Raw genomic sequence first — 21,203 nt, 5'->3', positions numbered from 1 at the left:
GACGCGTGCGCAGCATCGTATGCCCACTTGATTTACTCAAGCAACTAGCATGTTCGGTGTGCGACGCGTGAAGGAACCGGGCAGACGGCCCCGGCCGAGGGCCCGGCCGACCTCCCCGGAGCGAGGGCCGGACGGAGGATTCCGCCCGGCCCGAAGTCCCCGTGCTACAGGGCCCGTTCCAGGTGGTCGGCGACCAGCTTCACGAACCGGCCGGGCTCCTTGGGCCGGCCGCCCTCGGCCAGCACCGCGAGCCCGTGCAGCAGTTCGGCGGTCTCGGCGAGCCCCGCACGGTCGTCGCGCTCCTTGTAGGCCTGGTTCAGGCCCTTCACCAGGACGTGATCGGGGTTGAGTTCGAGGATCCGCAGGGCGCGCGGCACCTCCTGCCCCATCGCGCGGTACATGTTCTCCAGCGCCGGGGTGAGGTCGTGCGCGTCGGAGACGATGCAGGCCGGCGACACCGTGAGGCGCGAGGACAGCCGCACCTCCTTGACCTCCTCGGCCAGTTGCTCCTTCATCCAGCCGACCAGTCCGGCGAACTCCTCGCCCTGCTTCTCCCGCTCGGCGTCGGCCTTCTCGTCGTCCTGGCCACCGAGGTGGACCTCGCCCTTCGCGACGGACCGCAGCGGCTTCCCCTCGAACTCGCCCACCGCGTCGACCCACACCTCGTCGACCGGGTCGGTCAGGAGCAGGACCTCGATGCCCTTCGCCCGGAACGCCTCCATGTGCGGAGAGTTCTCGATGCTCTGCCGGGACTCGCCGGTCAGGTAGTAGACGGCCTCCTGCCCGTCCTTCATCCGCTCCAGGTAGCCCTTCAGCGTGGTCGGCTCGTCCTCGCTGTGCGTGGTCGCGAACGAGGAGACCGCGAGGAGCGTGTCCCGGTTGTCGGAATCGCTCAGCAGCCCTTCCTTCAGGACGGCGCCGAACTCCCGCCAGAAGGTGGCGTAGCGGTCGGGGGCCGAGGTCATCATGTCCTTGACCGTCGACACGACCTTCTTGGTGAGCCGGCGCTGCATCATCCGGATGTGGCGGTCCTGCTGGAGGATCTCGCGCGAGACGTTCAGCGAGAGGTCCGCCGCGTCGACCACGCCCTTGACGAAGCGCAGGTACGGCGGAAGCAGCGCCTCGCAGTCGTCCATGATGAAGACGCGCTTCACGTACAGCTGCACACCGCGCTGGTAGTTCTGGTTGTACAGGTCGTGCGGGGCGTGCGAGGGGAGGAACAGCAGCGCCTGGTACTCGAAGGTGCCCTCCGCCTGGAGCCGGACGGTCTCCAGGGGCTCGCGCCAGTCGTGGCTGATGTGCTTGTACAGCTCGTGGTACTCGTCGTCGGAGACCTCGTCGCGCGAGCGCGCCCACAGGGCCTTCATCGAGTTCAGCGTCTCGGGCGCGGACGCGGTGCCCGCGCTCTCCGGGGCGTCGCCGTCCTGGGCGGCGTCCTCGCCCCCGGTGTCGCCGGAGGCCGCCTTGGGGACGAGCCGGATGGGCCAGGTGATGAAGTCCGAGTAGCGCTTGACGATCTCCCTGATCGTCCATTCCGCCGTGTAGTCGTGCAGTTGGTCGTCCGCGTCGGCCGGCTTCAGGTGGAGGGTGACGGACGTGCCCTGCGGCGCGTCGTCCACCCGGGCCAGCGTGTAGGTGCCCTCGCCGCGCGAGGACCAGCGGGTCCCGTGGTTCTCGCCGGCCCGCCGGGTCAGCAGCGTCATCTCGTCGGCCACCATGAAGCCGGAGTAGAAGCCGACGCCGAACTGCCCGATGAGCCCCTCGGCCCCGGCCTCCTCCTGGGCCTCGCGCAGCTCCTGCGCGAACTTCGCCGTGCCCGAGTTGGCGATCGTGCCGATGAGCCGGCCGACCTCGTCGTACGACATCCCGATCCCGTTGTCGCGCACCGTCAGGGTGCGGGACTCCGCGTCGATGTCGATCTCGATGTGCAGGTCCGAGACGTCCGCGCCGGGCGCGTCGTCCCGCAGCGCGGCCAGGCGCAGCTTGTCCAGCGCGTCCGAGGCGTTGGACACGAGTTCACGGAGAAAGACGTCCTTGTTCGAGTAGACCGAGTGGATCATCAGCTGCAACAGCTGACGGGCCTCTACCTGGAACTCAAAGGTTTCGGTCGACATGGTGGGCGTGTACCTCACAGGTTCTGGAGTCTCCTGGGCTGGCGAATGCCACTGTAGGACACCAAGTCAGCCCACGGTGCCCGCTGTTCCGGGTCGCCCGGTTCCCGACCCCCTCACGGCGCCCTCCCGCCGTCCGGTGCCCCCGGACGGCAGGGGAAGGGTGTTCCGCCGGGCCGGCGCCGCGGGACGGGTGCCCGGCCCGGACCCCGAGCGCCGCAGCTACTCCTCGTTCACCTCGTTCGCCTCCGTCCGCACACCCCCCGGGCTCCCCTTGTCCCCCGTCCGGACAACCCCTAGCCTCATTTTGTGCCGCAAATGAACAAAGCGGGGAGACATCACGCGGTGACGGGCGAGGGCCGCGGCCTCACCCGGCTCCGTGTCGCCCTGACCACGTTCTTCGCCCTCGACGGCTTCGTCTTCGCCGGCTGGGTCGTCCGGATCCCCGCGATCAAGGAGCAGACCGGCGCCTCCCCCAGCACCCTCGGTCTCGCCCTCCTCGGCGTCTCCGCCGGCGCGGTGGTCACGATGGTGTGCACCGGGCGCCTGTGCAACCGGTACGGCAGCCACCCGGTCACCGTCGTCTGCGCCGTCCTGCTCTCCCTGAGCGTCACGCTTCCCCCGCTCACCCACTCCGCCGCCGCGCTCGGCATCGTCCTGCTGCTCTTCGGCGCGGCCTACGGCGGGATCAACGTGGCCTTCAACAGCGCCGCGGTCGACCTGGTCGCGGCGCTGCGCAGACCGGTCATGCCCACCTTCCACGCGGCCTTCAGCCTGGGCGGGATGATCGGCGCCGGTCTCGGCGGCCTGGTCGCCGGTTCCCTCTCCCCCCGCCCGCCATCTGCTGGGTCTCGGGATCATCGGACTTCTGGTCACCGCGCTCACCGCGCCGGCACTGCTCCGTCACGAGCCGCCGCGGCCACCGGAGCGCGTCACCGGCGCGACCGGGGAACCGACGCCCCCGACGCCGGACGCGCACGGCCCGGAGCCCCGCACGCGCCGGCTCGTCCTCGTCTTCGGCCTGATCGCCCTGTGCACCGCGTACGGCGAGGGGGCCCTCGCGGACTGGGGCGCACTGCACCTGGAACAGGACCTGGACGCGTCCGCCGGAGCCGCCGCGGCCGGATACGCGTGCTTCGCGCTCGCCATGACGGCCGGCCGGCTCACCGGCACCACCCTCCTCGAACGGCTCGGCCGCACCCGCACGGTGGTGACCGGCGGGTCCGTCGCGGCCGCGGGGATGCTGCTGGGTTCCCTGGCCCCGGAGTTGTGGGCCGCCCTGGTGGGCTACGCGGTCGCGGGGCTCGGACTGGCCAACCTCTTCCCGGTGGCCGTGGAACGGGCGGGCGCCCTCGCGGGGCCGAGCGGCGTCGCCGTCGCCTCGACGCTCGGCTACGGCGGGATGCTGCTGGGTCCGCCCGCGATCGGCTTCATGGCCGACTGGTTCTCCCTGTCCGCGGCGCTCACGAGCGTCGCCGTGCTCGCCGCGGTGGCCGCGGCGATCGGCTTCGCCACCCGCCGGGCGACGGCGGGCTGATCCACGGCGGCATTCCCCCGGCCGCGCTCCGTCCGCCACACTCGCCCCATGGAGACTGCCGAGTTCCTCAGCGTCCTGGACCGGGAAGGCCGGGCGCTGGCCGCCGCCGCGGCGGAAGCGGGCCCCGGCGCGAAGGTGCCGACCTGCCCCGAGTGGCAGGTCAGGGACCTGCTCCGGCACACGGGCGCGGTGCACCGCTGGGCGACGTCGTTCGTGGCGCGGGCCGAGCCTTCGTTCCGTCCGTTCGGCGACCCGCCGGACCTCGACGGCGACGCGCTGCTCGCCTGGTTCCGCGAAGGGCACGAGCGTCTCGTGGCCACCCTGTCCGCCGCCCCGCCCGACCTGGAGTGCTGGCACTTCCTGCCCGCCCCCTCGCCGCTGGCCTTCTGGGCGAGGCGGCAGGCGCACGAGACGGCGGTGCACCGCGTGGACGCGGAGTCGGCATGCGGCCGTTCTCCCGAGGAGGCGGCCCGGGACCTCGACCCGGGCTTCGCGGCCGACGGTGTCGACGAGTTGCTGCGCGGGTTCCACGGGCGCGCCAAGAGCCGGGTACGCGCCGAGGTACCGAGGGTCCTGCGGGTGCGGGCGACGGATGCGGCCGGCGCCGCGTGGACCGTACGGCTCTCCGCGGAGCCGCCCGTGACGGAACGGGACGGCGGCGGGGCCGAACCGGACGCCGACTGCGAGGTGTCCGGTCCCGCGGCCCTGCTCTACTTGTCGCTGTGGAACCGGGCGCCGTTCCCCGCCGTGACCGGGGACAGCGCGACGGCGACCCTGTGGCGCGAGAAGTCCGCCGTGGGCTGACGGTCCGCCGGCCGGGGGGACGACCGCCGTCGGTACCCGTACCGTCCGGTCCGTCCCTCACCCTTCGGCCCCGGCCCTTCCGCCCCGGTGCCCGGCGTCGGGCTCACGGGTCAGTCCGTCAGCATCCGGCTCAACACCGCGCGCTGCACCGGCAGTACGTCGACGTGCAGCGCGCGCCCCTTGCCGGTCAGGGCGACACGGACGCCCCTGCGGTCCTCCGCGCACATGCCCCGCTCGACGAGCCCCTCCTTCTCCAGGCGGGCGACGAGCCGTGACAACGCGCTCTGGCTGAGGTGGACCCGCTCGGCGATCTCCTGGACGCGGTAGCTGCACGAGCCGTCCGGCGCCGCCGACTCCGCGAGGACGTCGAGCACCTCGAAGTCGCTGCCGCACAGGCCGTGTCCGTGCAGTGCCCGGTCGAGCTCGCACTGGGTCCTCGCGTGCAGGGCCAGCATGCCCCGCCACTGCTCCACGAGCGCCTGCTCGGCCTGTGTCCCGTCCGTTCCCGCAGCCGCCATGGGGCGCACCGTAGCAGAGAACGGGTTTCATTGCATCAGAATTAAATGCGCTTGCATTCGATGCATACGCATGTAGTGTCTGCGGCATGACCTCTCCGCTCCCCTCCCCCGCGTCCCCTCTCCCCGAGGGCCGCTGGACGTCCCGGCTGTGGGGCACCCTGCTGGTGCTGTGCGCAGCGATGTTCCTGGACGCGCTGGACGTGTCGATGGTCGGCGTCGCCCTGCCGTCCATCGGCTCCGACCTCGGCCTGACCACCTCGACCCTGCAATGGATCGTCAGCGGATACATCCTGGGCTACGGCGGGCTGCTCCTCCTGGGCGGCCGCACGGCGGACCTGCTCGGCCGCCGCCAGGTCTTCCTGATCGCCCTCGGCGTCTTCGCGCTCGCCTCGCTGCTCGGCGGACTGGTCGACTCGGGCCCGCTGCTGATCGCGAGCCGGTTCGTCAAGGGGCTGAGCGCGGCCTTCACCGCCCCGGCCGGCCTGTCCATCATCACGACGACGTTCCCCGAGGGCCCGCTGCGCAACCGCGCCCTCTCCATCTACACCACCTGCGCCGCCACCGGCTTCTCGATGGGCCTGGTCCTCTCCGGGCTGCTCACCGAGGCGAGCTGGCGCCTCACCATGCTGCTGCCCGCCCCGATCGCCCTGATCGCCCTGATCGCCGGTCTCAAGCTGCTGCCGCGCAGCACCCGCGAGAAGGACCACGACGGCTACGACGTGCCCGGCGCCGTCCTCGGCACCGCGTCGATGCTGCTCCTCGTCTTCACCGTGGTCCAGGCACCGGAGGCCGGCTGGACGTCCGCGCGCACCCTGCTGTCGTTCCTCGCCGTCGCCGTCCTGCTGACCGTCTTCGTCCTCGTCGAGCGGCGCTCGGCGGGTCCGCTGATCCGGCTCGGCGTCCTGCGCTCCGGCAGCCAGATCCGCGCCCAGCTCGGCGCGATGGCCTTCTTCGGCTCGTACGTCGGCTTCCAGTTCCTGGCCACCCTGTACATGCAGACGCTGCTCGGCTGGTCGGCGCTGCACACGGCGCTCGCCTTCCTGCCCGCCGGCGCGCTGGTGGCGGTGTCCTCGACCAAGGTCGGCTCGATCGTCGACCGGTTCGGCACTCCTCGGCTGATCGCGGCCGGCTTCGCCTTCATGGTCGCCGGATACGCGCTGTTCCTGCGCGTCGATCTCGACCCGGTGTACGCGGCGGTGATCCTGCCGACGATGCTGCTGATCGGCGCGGCCTGCGCCCTGGTCTTCCCCTCGCTCAACATCCAGGCCACCAACGGCGTCGCCGACCACGAGCAGGGCATGGTGTCGGGGCTGCTCAACACCTCGGTGCAGGTGGGCGGCGCGATCTTCCTGGCGGTGGTGACGGCGGTGGTGACCGCGGGCGCCCCGGCCGACCCCACCCCGCAGGCCGTCCTCGACAGTTACCGGCCCGGGCTGGCGGTGGTGACGCTGATCGCCGCAGCGGGCCTGCTCATCACCCTGCCGGGACTGCGCACCCGGCGCGCCCTCGGCTCGGTCGTGGTGGCCAGGTCCACCGTGCCCGAGCCGGACGCGGAGCCCGTGGGGGCCCGCGACTAGGGCGTGTTTCGAAAGTAGCGTCGTCCGCCCGGAGGGCGGGCCCGGCGGCGCCTGGTGCGTGCGATCGCAAGGCGGAGGGTCGCCCCGATACTGGTTGTATCGGGGTGATCCCGACAACGCGGCGAGCGTGCGTGCCAGGCGTCGCCGGGCAGACGGGACTTTCGAAACACGCCCTAGAACGGCTCCCGGCCCTCTCCGAAGGGACCGGCCGTCCGGGAAGGTCCCTCCTCGGGGGTAGGGACCTTCCGGCGGAGAGCGCCCGGCGGGGCCGATCGCCCCGCCGGGCGCCCACCTGTGAGACTCGCGGTATGAGCGGCAACGGGGGACGGCGCACACAGGCCGAACGGGACGCGATCACCGTCGAGATCGGATACGCGCTGTGCAGCGCGGTGTTCGCGGCGGCGGTGCTGTTCGGGGCGGTCGCCGGTCCGGCGCTGCTGTTCGAACTGCCCGCTCTCGCGGAGAAGGCGCTGCTCCGGACGGGTCAGGTGCTGGCCCCCGTGGTGTTCGTGGTCCGGGTGGTCTCTGTGCTCGTCCGCCTGCGGGCCGGCGCTCAGCCCAGCCAGCCCGGCCGGACGAGCCCCGACTCGTAGGCGAGCACGACCAGTTGGGCCCGGTCGCGGGCGCCGAGCTTCACCATCGTGCGGCTCACGTGCGTCTTGGCGGTGAGCGGGCTGACCACCAGTCTGCGCGCGATCTCCTCGTTGGACAGCCCGATTCCGACCAGCGCCATCACCTCCCGCTCCCGCTCCGTGAGCCGGGTCAGCACGTCGGCCACCGCGGGTTCCTTGGAACGGGCGGCGAACTCCGCGATGAGCCGACGCGTCACTCCCGGCGACAGCAGCGCGTCCCCGGCGACCACCGCCCTGACCGCACGCAGGAGTTCCTCCGGCTCGGTGTCCTTGACCAGGAAGCCGGACGCCCCCGAACGGATCGCCTCGAAGACGTACTCGTCGAGTTCGAAGGTGGTCAGCATGACGACCTTGACCCGGGAGAGCGCCTCGTCGTCGGTGATCCGCCGGGTGGCGGCCAGGCCGTCGAGGACGGGCATCCGGATGTCCATCAGCACGACGTCGGGCCGCAGTTCGCGCACCGCGCCGACCGCTTCCCGTCCGTCGGCGGCCTCGCCCGCCACGACGATGTCCGGTTGTGCGTCCAGCAGGGCGCGGAATCCCGCCCGCACCAGCGACTGGTCGTCGGCGAGCAGCACCCGGATCACCGGCCGCCCCGCTTCCGTGTCCACCTGTCCTCCTGTCCCGCGGTCCGCCGCACGGCCCGCCGGGTTCACCGGTCCTCCCCCGCCCCCATGGGCAGTACGGCGAACACCCGGAAGCCTCCGCCGGGCCGTGGCCCGGCCTCGATCGTGCCACCGAGCGCCGCGGCCCGCTCCCGCATCCCGGCGAGGCCGTTGCCGCTGCCGCCCGCCTCCGCGCCGGTCGCCGGCCCGTCGTCGTCGATCCGCAGCCGCAGGGTGCCGCCGTCGCGTCCGAGCCGCACGCGCGCGTGGCGCGAACCCGAGTGCCGGACGACGTTGGTGAGTGCTTCCTGCACGATGCGGAAGGCGGCGAGGTCCGTGTGCGGCGGCAGCCGGGGCGGTTCACCGGTCACCTCGACCGCCAGACCCGCGCGGGCCGCCTGTTCCACCAGCTCGGGCAGCCGGTCCAGGCCGGGGGCGGGGGTACGCGGCGCTTCCCCCGGCGCCCGGAGGCTGTCCAGCACCTGCCGGACCTCGCCGAGCGCCTCCTTGCTGGCGGCCTTGATGGTGGTGAGCGCCGTGCGCGCCTGTTCCGGATCGGAGTCGAGGAGCGCGAGCCCCACCCCCGACTGCACGTTGATCAGCGAGAGGCTGTGCGCGAGGACGTCGTGCAGTTCACGGGCGATGCGCAACCGTTCCTCGTCGGCGCGCCGACGGGCCGCATGGGCGCGCTCGGCCCGCTCGCGGGACCACTGCTCACGCCGGATCCGGACCAGCTCGGCGACCGCCACGATCGCCAGGGCCCATCCCGCGACGACGATCTCCTGCCCGAAGGACGCCGGGTCGTCGCCGGCGGGCGGCAGCCACCGGTAGAGCCAGTGCGCGACCAGCAGATGGACGGCCCACAACAGACCCAACGCCGTCCAGGCCGCTCGCCGGTGCCCGGCGACGACGGCGGCGAAGCAGGCCACGGCCACGGTCAGGAACACCGGTCCGTACGGATAGCCGGCGCCGAGGTAGAGGGCGGCGGCGGCCGCGGTCCCGAACACGACGGTCACGGGCCGGCGCCACCGCCACAGCAGCAGCCCGGAGGCGACCAGCAGCAGCACGCGCGCGTAGGCGTCGAGCGGCGCCCGGCCGGATCCCTGCGCGTGGGCCGCGAAGTTCGACCCGACGAGGACGAGGACGGTGACCAGCACGGTGGACCGCCAGGGCCACCGCACGCCACCCGAGACCACCTCGGCTCCGGCCTGCGGACCCTCCCGGTGGCGGTGCCAGGGCGGCGGCCCGTGCCACCACCACGGGCCCGGGCGGCCCCGGCCGTGCGTCCGCTCCTCGTCCATGCCCGCCACGCTAGACGCCCGGGGCCGCCCCGCACGTCCGCCGGGCGAGGTGAGCGGCCGTACTCCCACGGAAGTACGGCCGCGGAAGTACGGCCACGGTGCAGGCCTGCCGTCGGCGACCACCCGGGGAGCCGGCCCGCCCTGCGCCGCCGGACTCAGCGCAGGCCCACTCCATGGGCGAGCCGCGTCACCGCGTACCGGAAGAACGGCTCGCGTTCCTCGACCACCCGGTTGAACTGGCCGAAGAGCTCGAACCCGACCAGCCCGTACAACTGGGACCAGGCCGCGACGAGTGCCGCGACCGCGCCCGGCGGCAGGTCGGGGGCGAGCTCGGCTCCCATCCGGACCGCCTCGGGGACCAGCTCGTCCGTCAGCAGCGGCACCTCCAACTCGTGCCGGCGGTGCGCGTCCCGCACGATGTCGATGAGGAGCAGGCCGACCCGGGCGGCGGCGGGGACGGTCGTCTGCGGTGCGCTGTAGCCGGGCACCGGCGTGCCGTAGATCAGCGCGTACTCCTGCGGGTGCGCCAGCGCCCAGCCGCGCACCGCCTCGCCGACCGCCACCCACCGCTCGACGGGAGCGGCGTCCGCGACGGTGGCGTGGGCGGTCTCGGCCCGCTCGCCGAGGGAGTCGTAGGCGTCGATGATGAGAGCGGTGAGCAGGTCGTCGCGGCTGGGGAAGTAGCGGTACAGCGCGGAGGAGACCATGCCCAGTTCGCGGGCCACGGCGCGCAGCGAGAGCTTGGTCGGGCCCTCGGCCGCGAGTTGTCTGCGGGCCTCTTCCTTGATGGCGGCGGTCACTTCGATCCTGGCGCGGGCGCGTGCCCCTCGAACGGTGCTGCTCATGCGCTCCAGTGTCGCACGGAAGCAGAGCACTGCACACACTGGAGAGCGGCGAACCGAAAAGAGAGCACTGCTCTTGCCCAGAGCGAGAGCAGTGCTCACACTTTTCCCTTCAGGAGGCAGCAGCCATGTCCACCCACGTGCAGAAGCCCGGCTGGTTCACCGTCAACGTCCTCAACCGTGCCGTCGGCTGGCTGACCCGCCGGGGCCTGAGCGTGTGGGGGTCCCGGGTGCTGGCGGTGCGCGGCCGCAAGAGCGGCGCGTGGCGGACCACCCCGGTCAATCTGCTGACCGTGGACGGCGCGCAGTACCTGGTCGCGCCGCGCGGCCACGTCCAGTGGACGCACAACATGCGGGCGGCGGGCGGCGGTGAGCTGCTGCTCGGGAAGAACGTCGAGGAGTTCACGGCGGTCGAGATCGCCGACGACGACAAGACGCCGCTGCTGCGCGCCTACCTCAAGCGCTGGAAGGCCGAGGTCGGCGTGTTCTTCAACGGGGTGGGCCCGGACTCCTCCGACGCCGACCTGCGCCGGATCGCGCCCGACCACCCGGTGTTCCGGATCACCGTCACCGGCCGACGGTGATCCGCTCCCGCCCGGTCAGGCGTCGCTCTCCTGCGACGCCGGCGCGGACTCGCGCTCCGGCGTCTCCTCCTGCCGCCGGTCGAGCGCGGTCAGCGCCCGCTGGGCCATCGGGTGCGAACGGACCAGTTCACCGAGGGTCGTCCGGCCGCGGGTGATGTCGGTGAACGCCCGCCACACCGGGCGCAGACCGGTGAGACCGGCGTGGAAGAGGCCGGGCCGGCGCTCGAAGAGGGCCAGGAGCCGCTTGCCGACGCTCATCTCGACGCCGAGACCGGCCTTGATCGCGAAGGCGTAGTTCAGCGCCTGGCGGCGGGTGTCCACCGCGTCGTGTGCCTCGGCGATGCGGACCGCCCACTCGCCGGCGAGCCGGCCCGAGCGCAGCGCGAAGGAGATGCCCTCGCGGGTCCACGGCTCCAGCAGGCCCGCCGCGTCGCCGCACACGAGCACCCGCCCGCGTGACAGCGGGGAGTCGTCGGCCCGGCAGCGCGTCAGGTGACCGGAGGAGATGCTCGGCTCGAACCCGGCGAGGCCGAGCCGCCCGATGAAGTCCTCCAGGTAGCGCTTGGTTGCGGCGCCTTCGCCGCGGGCCGAGATCACTCCGACCGTCAGCGTGTCGCCCTTGGGGAACACCCAGCCGTAACTGCCCGGCATGGGACCCCAGTCGATGAGGACCCGGCCCTTCCAGTCCTCCGCGACCGTGTCCGGCACCGGGATCTCCGCCTCCAGACCGAGATCCACCTGGTCGAGCTTGACGCCGACGTGCGCTCCTATCCGGCTCGCGCTTCCGTCCGCGCCGACCACCGCACGTGCCAGCAGCGTCTCCCCGCCCTGGAGGACGACCGCGACCGTGCGCCGGTCCGGCACCGCCGAGCCGTGCTGCTCGACGCGCTGCACGGCGGCGCCCGTGCGCAGCTCGGCGCCCGCCTTCTGGGCGTGCTCGACGAGCTGCTGGTCGAACTCGGGCCGGTTGATGAGCCCGAACAGCATCTGCCGGGAACGGCGCGTGCGGGTGAAGCGGCCGTTGTGCGAGAAGGTCACCGCGTGCACCCGGTCGCGGAGCGGCAGCTCGAAGCCCGGGGGCAGCGCGTCACGCGAAGGGCCGATGATGCCGCCGCCGCACGTCTTGTAGCGGGGCAGCTCGGCCTTCTCGAGCAGCAGCACACGCCGTCCCGCGACCGCCGCCGCGTAGGCGGCCGAAGCCCCTGCCGGGCCCGCGCCCACCACGACGACGTCCCATACCTGCTGCGCGTCCGCCGAAGGGTTCTCGTCGTCCGCCGGAGAGTTCTCGCTGCTCACGATGGTCTACTGCTCCTGATCAAGCCGCTTGCCGCACCTGTCCCCCGCATCCTACGGCGGAGATCGCCACGGTCCGCTGTGGGAGGATCGACGGCGTGGGCGCCCCACATCCCGGCGGGCGCGTACGCTCGCACGGTCACCCGTACGGACCAGTACACACCAGTACAACGTCGCACCCACAAGGAGCGTGCCCATGTCGTCGAATCCGGTCGCCGAGACCGTCGCCTCGCTGCTGCCCGGGGCACGCGCGGAGCTCGCCGAACTGGTCGCCTTCAGGTCGGTGGCGGACTTCGACCGGTTCCCCAGGAGCGAGAGCGAGGCCGCCGCGAACTGGATCGCGGACGCGCTGCGCGCCGAGGACTTCCAGGACGTGGCGCTGCTCGACACCCCGGACGGCACCCAGTCGGTGTACGGATACCTGCCCGGCCCCGACGGCGCCCGGACGGTCCTGCTCTACGCCCACTACGACGTGCAGCCGCCGCTGGACGAGGCCGCCTGGACCACCCCGCCCTTCGAGCTGACCGAGCGCGACGGCCGCTGGTACGGCCGCGGCAGCGCCGACTGCAAGGGCGCCGTCATCATGCACCTGCTGGCGCTGCGGGCGCTGAAGGCGAACGGCGGGGTCCCGGTGCACGTGAAGGTGATCGTGGAGGGCTCCGAGGAGCAGGGCACCGGCGGCCTGGAGCGCTACGCCGAGCAGCACCCCGAGCTGCTGACGGCCGACACCGTCGTCATCGGCGACGCGGGCAACTTCCGGCTCGGCCTGCCGACCGTGACCACCTCCCTGCGCGGCATGACGATGATGCGGGTACGGATCGACACCCTCGAGGGCAATCTGCACTCCGGCCAGTTCGGCGGGGCCGCGCCCGACGCGCTCAGCGCGCTGATCCGCGTCCTGGACTCGCTGCGCGCCGAGGACGGCTCCACCACCGTCGACGGCCTCACCGACGACACGCGCTGGGACGGCCTCCAGTACGACGAGGCGCAGTTCCGGCAGGACGCCAAGGTCCTGGACGGCGTCGGGCTGCTGGGTTCGGGTTCGGTCGCCGACCGCATCTGGGCCCGTCCCGCCGTCACCGTGCTGGGCATCGACTGCCCGCCGGTCGCGGGCGCGACCCCGTCCATCCAGGCGAGTGCCCGCGCGGTGCTCGGCCTGCGGGTTCCGCCGGGTGTGGACGCGGCCGAGGCGACGAAGCTGCTCCAGTCGCACCTGGAGGACCACACGCCGTGGGGTGCCCGGGTGAGCACCGAGCACGTCGGCGAGGGCCAGCCGTTCAGCGCCGACACCACCAGCCCCGCCTACGCGGCGATGGCCGACGCCATGGCGGTCGCCTATCCCGGCCAGGACATGCAGTACGCGGGACAGGGCGGATCCATCCCCCTGTGCAACACCCTGGCCTCCCTCTACCCGCAGGCGGAGATGCTCCTCATCGGCCTCAGCGAGCCGGAGGCGCAGATCCACGCGATCGACGAGAGCGTCTCCCCCGAGGAGCTGGAGCGGCTGTCGGTGGCGGAGGCCCTCTTCCTGCGCAACTACGCGGCCGGCTGAGCCGCGTTCTGCCGGCGGCGAGGGCCTCGCCGCCGGCGTGGTTCCGCGAGGGGCGGCCCTCGTCCTGAGCGAGGGCGCTCATTCCGTGGGGGTGCCGGCCTCCAGGTACAGCGCCGCCCCGCGCTCGCGGGCCCGCAGCGCCCAGCGCAGGCGCGCGTAGCGGACCGGCGGCAGGAGCGCGGCGGCCTCCTCCTCGGTGACGAAGCGCCAGGCGCGCAGTTCGGGCCCCGGCAGCAACAGCGCCGCCACGGCCGCGGGGTCGAGCCGTCCGCCGTCGAAGAGCAGACGCAGTCCTCCGTAGGCGGGCGGGACGGGCCGCTCCCAGTCGACGACCAGCAGCCGCGGTACGTCGTCCAGCCGGATCCCGGTCTCCTCCTCGACCTCGCGCACCCCCGCCCGGGCGGGCGCCTCGCCGGGCTCGACCACTCCGCCGGGAAACTCCCAGCCGGGCTTGTACGTCGGGTCGACGAGCAGCACCCGGTCCTGTTCGTCGAAGAGGAGCACTCCGGCGGCCACCGTCTCGGCGGTCGGCTCGGGAGTCTGCACGATCTCGCAGACGGCGACCGTGCCGCTGCCGACGGCCTCGGCGATGCGGGCCGCCGTCTCGCGCGGGGTGAGGGGACCGTTGTCGACGGGATGGGCGTCGGCGGTGAGCCAGGAGGCGAGGGCGGCCCGGTAGGGCTCGATGTGCTCGTACGACCACTGGCGGATCCGGATCTCGCCGTCGGGGAGGTCCTCGGGTATCTCGCGGTCGGCTATTCGCTTGCGCAGGATCGTTTCCGCCGGAGCGAGGAGGACATGCCGGACGGGGATCCGGCGGGCGGCGAGGCCGCCGAAGATCTCGTCGCGGTACTCCTGGCGGAGCAGCGTCATGGGGACGACGAGGGTGCCGCCCAGCTCGGCCAGGAGAGCGGCCGCCGTGTCGATCACGAGCCGTCGCCAGATCGGCAGGTCCTGGAAGTCGCCGGCCTCGGCGAGACGTTTGGCCGGCAGCAGGTGCGGCAGGGCCGCTCCGATGATCTCGGGGTCGAAGAGCGTGCTGTTCGGGATCAGGTCGATCAATTCCCGTGCGGTGGTGGTCTTCCCCGCACCGAACGCGCCGTTGATCCAGACGACGGTCACGGTTCCCCCTCTTCTGTTGGCCCCCTGTGGCTTGCCCGCTCCACCCTGCCACGGAAACCAGTTCCCGTTCAGGGCGCACGAGCGCGGGGGCCCGGCACCCCTCCCGGTGAGGTGCCGGCGCCCCCGCGCTCGCGTTCCGCGCCGGCCGTCAGCCGTTCTGCCCCAGGGCGTCGTCGTCGACGGCGAGGCTGTCGCTGGAGATGGTGTGGTCGAGCGTGCTGAGGGTGTCGCCCACGTTCAGTCCGTCGAGCTCCGCGCCGGACAGACCGTGCGAAGGGGTGATCGCCGCGACGACGAAGCCGGTGGCGAGGGAGGCGATGGCGAGCATGCTGCGCTTCTTCATGCACGGATCAACGCCGTCGACCGGTGCGGGGTCACGCGTCGTCCGGTAATCCGCGCGCGTGATCGTCCGGCCTGCGGCGAGAATGCCGTGGTCCACGACGGTTCCGGAGGAGCTCACCATGATCGCCCCGCAGTACGCCCACGCCGCTCTCGACGGGCTCGTGACGGGCGACGCCTTCGGCGACAGCTGGTTCACCCGCTCGGACGAGCCCGCCGAGCGGTGGTGGGCGGCGCGCGAGCCGCGCCCCGCGCCGTGGCCGTGGACGGACGACTCCGCGATGGCGTTCGTGCTCTTCGCCCACCTCGTGCGGAACGGGGAGGTCCGGCCGGGCGGGCTGGCCCGCGAGTTCGCCGCCGAGTACCGCCGCGACCCGGACCGCAAGTACGGCCCGTCCATGCACCGGGTCCTGCGGGACATCGGCGCGGGCGCGGACTGGCGGACGGTGACGACGACGCAGTTCGGCGGGCAGGGTTCGTACGGCAACGGGGCGGCGATGCGGGTGGCCCCGCTGGGGGCCTGGTTCGGCGACGACCTCGCGGCGGTCCGCGAGCAGGCCCGGTTGTCCGCGCTGGCCACCCACGCCCACCCCGAGGCGGTCGCGGGCGCGGTGGCCGTCGCGGTCGCCGCCGCGCTGGCGGCGGCCGGCGCGGACGCGGACGCCCCCGCGCGCGCCGCGTTCCTGGGGGAGGTGGCGTCGTCCCTGCCGGAGAGCGACGTCCGCTCCGGGCTGCTGGTGGCCGCGGGCCTCCCCGAGCATGCCTCGGTGCGCCACGCGGCGTCCGTGCTGGGCTCAGGGACCCTGATCTCGGCCCCGGACACGGTGCCGTTCGCCCTGTGGTCCGCCGCCGGACACCTCGACGATCTGCCCGAGGCGCTGTGGCGGACCGTCGGAGGGTGGGGCGACCGCGACACGACCTGCGCGATCGTGGGAGGCGTCGTCGCCTCCCGGACCGGCACGGACGGTGTCCCGGCCTCCTGGCGCCGCTCCCGCGAGGACATCCCGGCCTGGAGCGGCTGGAACCCCACCCCGTCCTGACAGCAGGCCGACCGACGGCACCGCACCACCGGTCGGCCACCGCCTCGGGCGCCGGTACGCCGTAGCCGGCGGACAGCGGAGCGACCTACCGGACGACCGCCGTCCGCCGCCGGTTCACCCCCGACGGCCCCAACACCACGCCGGGGAGCGGTGGGTGCAGTGGGTGAGGGGCCACGTCACAAGGCCGGCCGCCCCTCTCCCGGGCGTCCCCGGACACCGTTCGGGCCCATCCCGCACAACGACCGGGCCCGCCCGGTAGTCGATCACCCACCGCCGTCCGACGGCCGATCCGCCACGTCACCACTCCGGTCGTCCCTCTCCCCGGGCGGCCACCGGCGTCACGGCACAACACCGGCGCCGACATCGGCGGCGAACCCGCACCGCCGAGCCGATCCGCGGTTCCCGACGCCGGAACGTTCCTCCAGAGGGCCCCGGTGTCAGACGGCCGCTCTCGCGGGTCCGGTCGGCTCCCCCGTTCTTCGGGTCAGCGCCGCCGCGGCCGCGCCGACCAGTCCCGCGTCGGTGCCCATCTGGGCGGGCGTGACGGTCAGGCGCTGGACGAAGGAGAGGGTGGCGTAGTCGCGCAGGGCCCGGCGCAACGGCGTGAAGAGCACCTCGCCCGCCTTGCCGACGCCCCCGCCGATCACGGCGATGTCGATCTCGACGAGGGTCGCGGTGGCGGCGATACCGGCGGCCAGGGCCTGGGCGGCCCGCTCGAAGGAGGCCACGGCCACCGGGTCGCCCGCACGGGCGGCGGCGGCCACCGCGGCGGCGGAGGCGTCTCCGTCGGGACCCGGCAGCCAGCCGTTCTCCACGGCACGCCGGGCGATGTTGGGACCGCTGGCGATGCGTTCGACGCAGCCGCGCGCGCCGCACGGGCACAGGTCGCCGTCGAGTTCGACGCTGATGTGACCGATGTGGCCCGCGTTGCCGGTGGGACCCGGGTGCAGCCGCCCGCCCAGGACCAGGCCGCCGCCGACGCCGGTGGAGACCACCATGCACAGCGCGTTGTCGTGGCCCCGGGCGGCGCCCTGCCAGTGCTCGGCGGCGGTGATCGCCACGCCGTCGCCGATGAGTTCGACCGGAAGGTCGCCGGTGACCTCGCGGACCCGGTCGACCAGCGGATAGTCGCGCCAGCCGGGCACGTTGACCGGGCTGACGGTGCCCGCCGAGGCGTCCACGGGGCCCGCGCTGCCGATACCGACGGCCTGCACACGCCCCCAGAGCGGGGACGCGGTCAGCTCCGCCAGCGCCTCCTCGACGGCCCGCATCACGGTGTCGCCGTGCTCGCGCGCGGGCGTGGGGCGCTGCACGCGGGCCAGGATCGTGCCGTCGCCGTCCACCAGCGCTGCGGCGATCTTGGTGCCGCCGATGTCGAGCGCGGCCACTGGGTCGGTGTGCATCAGTCTGGGTTCTCCCGGTCCACCGAGGAAAAGGGCTGGCCGGTCCAGCGGTTGGGGGGACGCGGGCCGGAGATTGCGACGGACAGTGTCCCCCGCGACTGACAACGTTGTCCAGGCTCTATGCTCGACGCCACATCCTCATACAACCCTGGGGCCCACGCACCCCCGTGCGCAACATCCGCGGACGGGGCGCCCGGCCGGCCTCCGTGGACGACAGGACAGGACACCGCATCGTGCCCGAGACGCAGCGCCGGCCCGAGAGCCGCTACGGCAACCGTCCCACCATGAAGGACGTCGCGGCGCGCGCCGGAGTCGGCCTCAAGACGGTCTCGCGCGTGGTGAACGGCGAGCCGGGGGTCACGCCCGAGACGGAGCGCCGGGTCCAGGAGGCCATCGACGCACTCGGCTTCCGCCGCAACGACAGCGCGCGCGTGCTGCGCAAGGGGCGCACGGCGAGCATAGGTCTGGTCCTGGAGGACCTCGCGGACCCGTTCTACGGTCCGCTCAGCCGCGCGGTGGAGGAGGTCGCGCGGGCGCACGGGGCGCTGCTCATCAACGGCTCCAGCGCCGAGGACCCCGACCGGGAGCAGGAGCTGGCGCTGGCGCTGTGCGCGCGGCGGGTGGACGGATTGGTGGTGATCCCGGCCGGTGACGACCACCGGTATCTGGAGCCCGAGATCAAGGCGGGTGTCGCCACCGTCTTCGTGGACCGGCCGGCCGGGCACATCGACGCCGACTGCGTCCTGTCGGACAACTTCGGCGGCGCCCACGAGGGCGTGAGCCATCTGGTGGCGCACGGGCACCGCAGGATCGGGTTCATCGGCGACATGCCCCGCATCCACACCGCCGCCGAGCGCCTGCGCGGTTACCGCACGGCGATGGAGGACGCGGGCATAGCGGTCGAGGACGCCTGGATGTCGCTGGGCGCCACCGACCCCCTGCGGGTGCGCCGCGCGGCCGAGGAGATGCTGTCCGGTCCGACACCGGTCACGGCGATCTTCTCGGGCAACAACCGGGTCACCGTCACCGTGATCCGGGTGCTCGCCGAACGGACCCGGCGGGTCGCTCTGGTGGCCTTCGACGACCTGGAGCTCGCCGACCTGCTCCAGCCGGGTGTCACGGTGATCGCCCAGGACGCGGCCCTGCTCGGCCGCACCGCGGCCGAACGCCTCTTCGGGCAGTTGGACGGCACGTTGATCACACCGGAGCGCATCGAGCTGCCGACCCGGCTCGTCAGGCGCGGCTCGGGCGAGCTGCCGCCGGCCGACTGAGGCGCCCATGACCTCCCGTCACGATCGCCACACGCTGCGGGCCCTGGGCCTGGCCGACGCGCCGCGCGACCGTCCGCTGAGCTATCCCGGCGCCTGGCCCGCCCGGTCCGGGCTGCTCAGCGGGGACGAGCTGCTGCCGCTGGACCGGCTGACGCATCCGGGCCGCACTCCGGTGGTGGCGGTGGGCTCCAACGCCAGCCCGGCCCAGCTGCGGCACAAGATGGCGGCGGCCGCGGTCGCCTCGGCCGTGCCGATGGTGAAGGCCCGGGTGACCGGGATCGACGTCGGCGCCTCGGCGCACGTCAGCCGCTTCGGCTATGTGTCCGCGTCCCCCGTCCGGGCCCCCGCCGTCACGCGGGAGCTGTTCGTGATCTGGCTGGACCCGGAGCAACTGGCGCTGGTGGACGCGACGGAGCCGAACTACGACCGGGTCCTGCTGCCCGCGCCCGAGTTCCGGGTCGAGCTCGAGAACGGCGAACCCCTCCCGGACACGTTCGCGTACGTGAACCACCATGGCGTGCTGCACCGCGGTGACGGCATCCCGCGCAGGCATCCCGGGCAGCGCGCCCTGATCACCGAACTCCTGCTGGCCTCGGCGGCGTTGCGGAATATGTTCGGAGGGACCCCGGAGGAGTTCTGTGCCCGCGCCCGGGCCGACGCGGCCCTCTGCGAGGAGGGCACCCGGCTGTTCGCAGAGGAGAAGATGGTGACCTCGTCCGGCTTGGAACACCTGCACGTCCCGTAGGGTGACCGCACGGCATCGCGTGTCGGTCACCGTCCGGGTGAGGCATGGAGGTGCCCGTGAGTTTGCCTTACGGAGGCATTCCACACATGTCAGTCGAGCTGAACCACACCATCGTCCACTCCCGCGACAACCGGGAGTCCGCCACATTCCTCGCCCACATCCTGGGACTCGAAGTCGGGTCCGAGTGGGGCCCGTTCGTCCCCGTCGCCACGGGCAACGGGGTCACCCTGGACTTCGCGGCCGTCCCCGCGGAGTCGATCGTCACGCAGCACTACGCGTTCCTCGTCTCGGACGAGGAGTTCGACGCGGCCTTCGAGCGCATCGAGCGGGCGGGGATCACCTACTTCGCCGACCCCCACGGCAGGCAGCCGGGTGAGATCAATCATCACCACGGCGGCCGGGGCGTGTACTTCCTGGATCCCGCCGGGCACGGCATGGAGATCATCACGCGCCCGTACGCGATCCCGCAGCCGTAGGCCCCGGGCGCCGGTGACCGCCGGGCGCGCCTGTCACCGGGTGCGGCTGTCACCGGGTGCCATGAAAGCTCGGGCGCAGGGCGGCCGCCGGGAGGTCCTTACGTCGAAGACCTCCCGGCGGCCGTCCGCGCGGGCGCTACGGCGCGAAGGCCGTCAGATCGCCTCGGCGCGGTGCCGCGAACCCCTCCAGGGCCGCCCGGTCGAGCCCGGTCGCACCGGTCACCTCGGCCGGGTCGAGGGCGCCGCAGTCCAGACCACGCAGCAGGTAGCCGCTGAGGGCCTTGGCGGTGGCCGGTTCGTCCATCACGTCGCCGCCCGTCCGCTGCGCGTAGCGCGCGAGGCGTTCGGCGGCCTGCGCGAAGCCCTCCCGGTAGAAGGCGAAGACGGCCGCGTAGCGGGTGGGGAGGTGGCCGGGGTGCATGTCCCAGCCCTGGTAGTAGGCGCGTGCCAGGGCGCGCCGGGTCAGGCCGTAGTGCAGGCGCCAGGCGTCGTGGACCTGTGCGGTCGGACCGACCGGCAGGATGTTGGTGGAGCCGTCCGAGACCCGTACCCCGGTGCCGGCCGCCGCGACCTGCATGACCGCCTTGGCGTGGTCGGCGGCGGGGTGGTCGCTCGCCTGGTGGGCGGCGGAGACGCCGAGGCAGGCGCTGTAGTCGAAGGTGCCGTAGTGCAGGCCGGTGGCACGGCCCTCGGCCGCCTGGATCATGCGGGCGACCGTCGCGGTGCCGTCGGTGGCGAGGATGGCCTGGCTGGTCTCGATCTGGATCTCGAAGCCGAGCCGCCCCGCGTCGAGCCCGCGCGTCCGCTCGAAGGCCTCCAGCAGCCGGACCATCGCGGTGACCTGCTCCGGGTAGGTCACCTTCGGGAGGGTCAGGACCAGGCCGTCGGGCAGGCCGCCGTGGTCCATGAGGCCGGTGAGGAAGATGTCGAGCGTGCGGATGCCGCGGTCGCGTACGGCCGCCTCCATGCACTTCATGCGGATGCCCACGTACGGCGCCGCGGTCCCCTTCGCGCAGGCTTCGGCGATCAGCCGGGCCGCGCGGGCGGCCGTCTCGTCCTCCTCGGCGTCCGGGCGGGGGCCGTAGCCGTCCTCGAAGTCGACGCGGAGGTCCTCGACGGGCTCGCGCTCCAGTTTGGCCCGTACGCGCGCGTGGACGGGCTCGGCGAGGTCGTCGGACAGACCGAGGCAGGCAGCCAGGGAGGCCGCGTCGGGGGCGTGCTCGTCGAGGGCGGCGAGGGCCCTGTCGCCCCAGGAGCGGACGGTGTCGGCGTCGAAGGCGTCGCCGGGGACGTAGACGGTGTGGACGGGCTGGCGGGTGCCGGGGTCGCCCGGGTAGCGGCGCTCCAGTTCGGCGTCGACGGGGGCGAGGGAGGCGCTGATCCGCCCGCTCACGGCGTCCGCGAGGCTCGTGGCGACGGTCTCCTGCTGGCCCTGACCCATTCCGCACCCT

General features: G+C 73.2%; 19 protein-coding genes and 1 pseudogene. 10 read left to right on the top strand and 10 right to left on the bottom strand.

All coding sequences use genetic code 11. The annotated features are described in order from the left end of the window. Window positions 1–164 precede the first annotated feature (164 nt). Window positions 165–2,114 carry a molecular chaperone HtpG gene (gene htpG / locus Saso_RS08470; RefSeq protein ID WP_189922630.1) on the bottom strand — a complete coding sequence of 650 codons (1,950 nt, stop codon included), beginning with the start codon at window positions 2,112–2,114 and terminating at the stop codon, window positions 165–167. A gap of 315 nt (window positions 2,115–2,429) precedes the next feature. On the opposite strand from htpG, the pseudogene Saso_RS08465 reads away from it, so the two are divergent. Next, window positions 2,430–3,648: pseudogene (locus Saso_RS08465) on the top strand (MFS transporter). Between the two features lie 48 nt (window positions 3,649–3,696). After that, window positions 3,697–4,452 carry a maleylpyruvate isomerase family mycothiol-dependent enzyme gene (locus tag Saso_RS08460; protein WP_189922631.1) on the top strand — a complete coding sequence of 252 codons (756 nt, stop codon included), beginning with the start codon at window positions 3,697–3,699 and terminating at the stop codon, window positions 4,450–4,452. Window positions 4,453–4,562: 110 nt separating this feature from the next. Here the strand turns inward: Saso_RS08460 and Saso_RS08455 are convergent, their stop codons facing one another. Then, entirely contained in the window at window positions 4,563–4,970 is a 408-nt protein-coding gene (locus Saso_RS08455) for a MarR family winged helix-turn-helix transcriptional regulator (RefSeq protein ID WP_189922632.1), read from the bottom strand. Window positions 4,971–5,056: 86 nt separating this feature from the next. On the opposite strand from Saso_RS08455, the gene Saso_RS08450 reads away from it, so the two are divergent. Then, window positions 5,057–6,547: an MFS transporter gene (locus Saso_RS08450; protein WP_189922634.1), complete on the top strand. Its 1,491-nt coding sequence runs from the start codon at window positions 5,057–5,059 to the stop codon at window positions 6,545–6,547. A gap of 308 nt (window positions 6,548–6,855) precedes the next feature. After that, window positions 6,856–7,140: a DUF6332 family protein gene (locus tag Saso_RS08445; RefSeq protein WP_189922636.1), complete on the top strand. Its 285-nt coding sequence runs from the start codon at window positions 6,856–6,858 to the stop codon at window positions 7,138–7,140. On the opposite strand, the gene Saso_RS08440 is transcribed toward Saso_RS08445, so the two are convergent. The 3 genes from Saso_RS08440 to Saso_RS08430 all read right to left on the bottom strand — a co-directional run bounded on the left by Saso_RS08440 (window position 7,101) and on the right by Saso_RS08430 (window position 9,930). Next, complete coding sequence (locus Saso_RS08440; protein WP_189922858.1) at window positions 7,101–7,766, bottom strand: response regulator; 666 nt, start codon at window positions 7,764–7,766, stop codon at window positions 7,101–7,103. The genes Saso_RS08445 and Saso_RS08440 overlap by 40 nt on opposite strands. Window positions 7,767–7,831: 65 nt before the next feature. Further along, window positions 7,832–9,085: a sensor histidine kinase gene (locus Saso_RS08435; protein ID WP_189922638.1), complete on the bottom strand. Its 1,254-nt coding sequence runs from the start codon at window positions 9,083–9,085 to the stop codon at window positions 7,832–7,834. A 155-nt stretch (window positions 9,086–9,240) separates the two neighbouring features. Continuing rightward, window positions 9,241–9,930 carry a TetR/AcrR family transcriptional regulator gene (locus tag Saso_RS08430; protein WP_189922640.1) on the bottom strand — a complete coding sequence of 230 codons (690 nt, stop codon included), beginning with the start codon at window positions 9,928–9,930 and terminating at the stop codon, window positions 9,241–9,243. A gap of 125 nt (window positions 9,931–10,055) precedes the next feature. Between Saso_RS08430 and Saso_RS08425 the strand changes: the two genes are divergently transcribed. Then, the gene (locus Saso_RS08425) at window positions 10,056–10,511 is read left to right on the top strand and encodes a nitroreductase family deazaflavin-dependent oxidoreductase (RefSeq protein WP_189922642.1); all 456 of its coding nucleotides are present in this window, start codon (window positions 10,056–10,058) and stop codon (window positions 10,509–10,511) included. Between the two features lie 15 nt (window positions 10,512–10,526). Here the strand turns inward: Saso_RS08425 and Saso_RS08420 are convergent, their stop codons facing one another. Continuing rightward, on the bottom strand, window positions 10,527–11,807 hold the full coding sequence (locus tag Saso_RS08420) for a geranylgeranyl reductase family protein (protein WP_189922644.1): 1,281 nt from the start codon (window positions 11,805–11,807) through the stop codon (window positions 10,527–10,529). Window positions 11,808–12,000: 193 nt separating this feature from the next. Between Saso_RS08420 and Saso_RS08415 the strand changes: the two genes are divergently transcribed. Continuing rightward, entirely contained in the window at window positions 12,001–13,356 is a 1,356-nt protein-coding gene (locus Saso_RS08415) for a dipeptidase (protein ID WP_189922646.1), read from the top strand. Between the two features lie 78 nt (window positions 13,357–13,434). On the opposite strand, the gene Saso_RS08410 is transcribed toward Saso_RS08415, so the two are convergent. Together Saso_RS08410 and Saso_RS08405 are read right to left on the bottom strand one after the other, a co-directional pair. Next, entirely contained in the window at window positions 13,435–14,478 is a 1,044-nt protein-coding gene (locus Saso_RS08410) for an NUDIX hydrolase (protein WP_189922647.1), read from the bottom strand. A gap of 148 nt (window positions 14,479–14,626) precedes the next feature. Continuing rightward, a complete protein-coding gene (locus Saso_RS08405) occupies window positions 14,627–14,821 on the bottom strand; it encodes a hypothetical protein (protein ID WP_189922649.1) in 195 nt (64 codons plus the stop codon). 118 nt (window positions 14,822–14,939) lie between these two features. Here Saso_RS08405 and Saso_RS08400 point away from each other — a divergent pair, with 118 nt between their 5' ends. Next, a complete protein-coding gene (locus Saso_RS08400; protein WP_189922651.1) occupies window positions 14,940–15,857 on the top strand; it encodes an ADP-ribosylglycohydrolase family protein in 918 nt (305 codons plus the stop codon). A gap of 437 nt (window positions 15,858–16,294) precedes the next feature. Here Saso_RS08400 and Saso_RS08395 read toward each other — a convergent pair whose 3' ends face one another. Next, window positions 16,295–17,260 carry an ROK family protein gene (locus Saso_RS08395; protein WP_189922653.1) on the bottom strand — a complete coding sequence of 322 codons (966 nt, stop codon included), beginning with the start codon at window positions 17,258–17,260 and terminating at the stop codon, window positions 16,295–16,297. Window positions 17,261–17,493: 233 nt separating this feature from the next. Here Saso_RS08395 and Saso_RS08390 point away from each other — a divergent pair, with 233 nt between their 5' ends. The 3 genes from Saso_RS08390 to Saso_RS08380 all read left to right on the top strand — a co-directional run bounded on the left by Saso_RS08390 (window position 17,494) and on the right by Saso_RS08380 (window position 19,752). Further along, entirely contained in the window at window positions 17,494–18,531 is a 1,038-nt protein-coding gene (locus Saso_RS08390) for a LacI family DNA-binding transcriptional regulator (protein WP_189922655.1), read from the top strand. A gap of 7 nt (window positions 18,532–18,538) precedes the next feature. Then, entirely contained in the window at window positions 18,539–19,276 is a 738-nt protein-coding gene (locus tag Saso_RS08385) for a hypothetical protein (protein ID WP_189922657.1), read from the top strand. Between the two features lie 86 nt (window positions 19,277–19,362). Further along, window positions 19,363–19,752, top strand: coding sequence for a VOC family protein (locus Saso_RS08380; protein ID WP_189922659.1), 390 nt, complete (start codon window positions 19,363–19,365; stop codon window positions 19,750–19,752). Window positions 19,753–19,888: 136 nt separating this feature from the next. Here Saso_RS08380 and Saso_RS08375 read toward each other — a convergent pair whose 3' ends face one another. Continuing rightward, window positions 19,889–21,193: a DUF6986 family protein gene (locus tag Saso_RS08375; protein ID WP_189922661.1), complete on the bottom strand. Its 1,305-nt coding sequence runs from the start codon at window positions 21,191–21,193 to the stop codon at window positions 19,889–19,891. Window positions 21,194–21,203: the final 10 nt, after the last annotated feature.

It is taken from the genome of Streptomyces asoensis (genome assembly GCF_016860545.1).
In the GTDB taxonomy this organism is placed as follows: domain Bacteria; phylum Actinomycetota; class Actinomycetes; order Streptomycetales; family Streptomycetaceae; genus Streptomyces; species Streptomyces asoensis.
Note: the sequence above shows the minus strand (reverse complement) of the source record. Positions and strands in the feature narration are given on the sequence as shown.